Raw genomic sequence first — 560 nt, 5'->3', positions numbered from 1 at the left:
ACTACCTTCATTGGCTTTGGTGTATTCTGCTTCACCGGTAGTGCCTTCCTGTCTGAATTTGGGTTGGTATCATCCTTGTCGGTCATGATTACCTACGCCCTGTCCATGATCATGATTCCTATTATTTTCAGCATACTCCCTCCCCCTTCAGCGCGCCAGATGGGGCACCTGGAATCGCGCCGGATCAATGCCTTCCTGTCGCTGGTTGGGAGTATCGTACGGGATAGACGGCCTGTTATATATACCCTGGTAAGCCTACTGGTGCTAACCTCTCTTTATGGCATGACCCGCATCACCGCGGTGGGCTATGTGGTAGATGACCTGCCGCAAAACGACCCCATCTTTACCGATCTGAAATTCTTCGAAAAGCACTTTAAAGGTGTTATGCCCTTTGAGGTAGCCATCGATACTCAGCGTCCGGGGGGAGTACTGGACCCACGGACACTGACCAAGATCCGCGTCATGCAGCGCGAATTTGAGAAGTACCCCGAAATCACCCGGCCACTCTCGCTGGTGGAGGCCATCAAGTTTTTCTACCAGTCGTACCGCGGAGGTGATCC

1 pseudogene is annotated in these 560 nt (G+C 52.7%); it reads left to right on the top strand.

Features of this window, described 5'->3' with window-relative positions:
* Positions 1 to 560: pseudogene (locus JUB14_RS27610) on the top strand (efflux RND transporter permease subunit); the annotation flags it as partial.

This window comes from Telluribacter humicola, from assembly GCF_017355935.1.
GTDB lineage: Bacteria > Bacteroidota > Bacteroidia > Cytophagales > Spirosomataceae > Telluribacter > Telluribacter humicola.
Note: the sequence above shows the minus strand (reverse complement) of the source record. Positions and strands in the feature narration are given on the sequence as shown.